Genomic DNA, 3,085 nt, shown 5'->3' with positions numbered 1-3,085 from the left:
TATTTGCTCTTTAACAATCCGGAACAAGCTGAAAATTGAAACGACATGTCGTCTCATTCCTCCGTAATAAGGAATGGGGTTAAGACATGTTCGAGTCTCTCAAATTTTCACAACAGCGATTTTGTCTTACGAGACATCTTCGGGTTGTGAGGTTAAGCGACTAAGCGTACACGGTGGATGCCCTGGCAGTCAGAGGCGATGAAGGACGTGCTAATCTGCGATAAGCGTCGGTAAGGTGATATGAACCGTTATAGCCGGCGATTTCCGAATGGGGAAACCCAGTGTGTTTCGACACACTATCGTTAAGTGAATACATAGCTTAACGAAGCGAACCGGGGGAACTGAAACATCTAAGTACCCCGAGGAAAAGAAATCAACCGAGATTCCCCCAGTAGCGGCGAGCGAACGGGGAGCAGCCCAGAACCTGAATCAGTTTGTGTGTTAGTGGAAGCGTCTGGAAAGTCGCAGGGTACAGGGTGATACTCCCGTACACTAAAATGCACATACTGTGAGTTCGAAGAGTAGGGCGGGACACGTGGTATCCTGTCTGAATATGGGGGGACCATCCTCCAAGGCTAAATACTCCTGACTGACCGATAGTGAACCAGTACCGTGAGGGAAAGGCGAAAAGAACCCCGGCGAGGGGAGTGAAACAGAACCTGAAACCGTGTACGTACAAGCAGTGGGAGCCTCTTTTATGGGGTGACTGCGTACCTTTTGTATAATGGGTCAGCGACTTATATTCTGTAGCAAGGTTAACCGTATAGGGGAGCCGCAGGGAAACCGAGTCTTAACTGGGCGTTAAGTTGCAGGGTATAGACCCGAAACCCGGTGATCTAGCCATGGGCAGGTTGAAGGTTGGGTAACACTAACTGGAGGACCGAACCGACTAATGTTGAAAAATTAGCGGATGACTTGTGGCTGGGGGTGAAAGGCCAATCAAACCGGGAGATAGCTGGTTCTCCCCGAAAGCTATTTAGGTAGCGCCTCGTGAACTCATCTTCGGGGGTAGAGCACTGTTTCGGCTAGGGGGCCATCCCGGCTTACCAACCCGATGCAAACTACGAATACCGAAGAATGTTATCACGGGAGACACACGGCGGGTGCTAACGTCCGTCGTGAAGAGGGAAACAACCCAGACCGCCAGCTAAGGTCCCAAAGTCATGGTTAAGTGGGAAACGATGTGGGAAGGCACAGACAGCCAGGATGTTGGCTTAGAAGCAGCCATCATTTAAAGAAAGCGTAATAGCTCACTGGTCGAGTCGGCCTGCGCGGAAGATGTAACGGGGCTAAACCATGCACCGAAGCTGCGGCAGCGACGCTTATGCGTTGTTGGGTAGGGGAGCGTTCTGTAAGCCGTCGAAGGTGGACTGTGAGGTCTGCTGGAGGTATCAGAAGTGCGAATGCTGACATAAGTAACGATAAAGCGGGTGAAAAGCCCGCTCGCCGGAAGACCAAGGGTTCCTGTCCAACGTTAATCGGGGCAGGGTGAGTCGACCCCTAAGGCGAGGCCGAAAGGCGTAGTCGATGGGAAACAGGTTAATATTCCTGTACTTGGTGTTACTGCGAAGGGGGGACGGAGAAGGCTATGTTAGCCGGGCGACGGTTGTCCCGGTTTAAGCATGTAGGCGGAGCGTTTAGGTAAATCCGGACGCTTATTAAACGCTGAGGTGTGATGACGAGGCACTACGGTGCTGAAGTAACAAATGCCCTGCTTCCAGGAAAAGCCTCTAAGCATCAGGTAACATTAAATCGTACCCCAAACCGACACAGGTGGTCAGGTAGAGAATACCAAGGCGCTTGAGAGAACTCGGGTGAAGGAACTAGGCAAAATGGTGCCGTAACTTCGGGAGAAGGCACGCTGTCGGTAGGTGAAACCCCTCGCGGGTGGAGCTGAAGGCAGTCGAAGATACCAGCTGGCTGCAACTGTTTATTAAAAACACAGCACTGTGCAAACACGAAAGTGGACGTATACGGTGTGACGCCTGCCCGGTGCCGGAAGGTTAATTGATGGGGTTATCCGCAAGGAGAAGCTCTTGATCGAAGCCCCGGTAAACGGCGGCCGTAACTATAACGGTCCTAAGGTAGCGAAATTCCTTGTCGGGTAAGTTCCGACCTGCACGAATGGCGTAATGATGGCCAGGCTGTCTCCACCCGAGACTCAGTGAAATTGAAATCGCTGTGAAGATGCAGTGTACCCGCGGCAAGACGGAAAGACCCCGTGAACCTTTACTATAGCTTGACACTGAACATTGAGCCTTGATGTGTAGGATAGGTGGGAGGCTTTGAAGCGTGGACGCCAGTCTGCGTGGAGCCAACCTTGAAATACCACCCTTTAATGTTTGATGTTCTAACGTAGACCCGTGATCCGGGTTGCGGACAGTGTCTGGTGGGTAGTTTGACTGGGGCGGTCTCCTCCTAAAGCGTAACGGAGGAGCACGAAGGTTAGCTAATCACGGTCGGACATCGTGAGGTTAGTGCAAAGGCATAAGCTAGCTTGACTGCGAGAGTGACGGCTCGAGCAGGTGCGAAAGCAGGTCTTAGTGATCCGGTGGTTCTGAATGGAAGGGCCATCGCTCAACGGATAAAAGGTACTCCGGGGATAACAGGCTGATACCGCCCAAGAGTTCATATCGACGGCGGTGTTTGGCACCTCGATGTCGGCTCATCACATCCTGGGGCTGAAGTAGGTCCCAAGGGTATGGCTGTTCGCCATTTAAAGTGGTACGCGAGCTGGGTTTAGAACGTCGTGAGACAGTTCGGTCCCTATCTGCCGTGGGCGCTGGAGAATTGAGGGGGGCTGCTCCTAGTACGAGAGGACCGGAGTGGACGCATCACTGGTGTTCGGGTTGTCATGCCAATGGCATTGCCCGGTAGCTAAATGCGGAAAAGATAAGCGCTGAAAGCATCTAAGCGCGAAACTTGCCCCGAGATGAGTTCTCCCTGACCCTTTAAGGGTCCTGAAGGAACGTTGAAGACTACGACGTTGATAGGCTGGGTGTGTAAGCGTAGCGATACGTTGAGCTAACCAGTACTAATGATCCGTGAGGCTTAACCTTACAACACCGAAGGTGTTTTGAGAGAA

At 52.1% G+C, this 3,085-nt stretch carries 1 rRNA gene; it reads left to right on the top strand.

The annotated features are described in order from the left end of the window. Positions 1-150 precede the first annotated feature (150 nt). Positions 151-3,059 (top strand): 23S ribosomal RNA (locus ACE38U_RS22320). Positions 3,060-3,085 lie beyond the last annotated feature (26 nt).

Origin of the sequence: Cedecea selenatireducens, assembly GCF_042138895.1 — a bacterium.
Lineage (GTDB): Bacteria > Pseudomonadota > Gammaproteobacteria > Enterobacterales > Enterobacteriaceae > Cedecea > Cedecea selenatireducens.
Note: the sequence above shows the minus strand (reverse complement) of the source record. Positions and strands in the feature narration are given on the sequence as shown.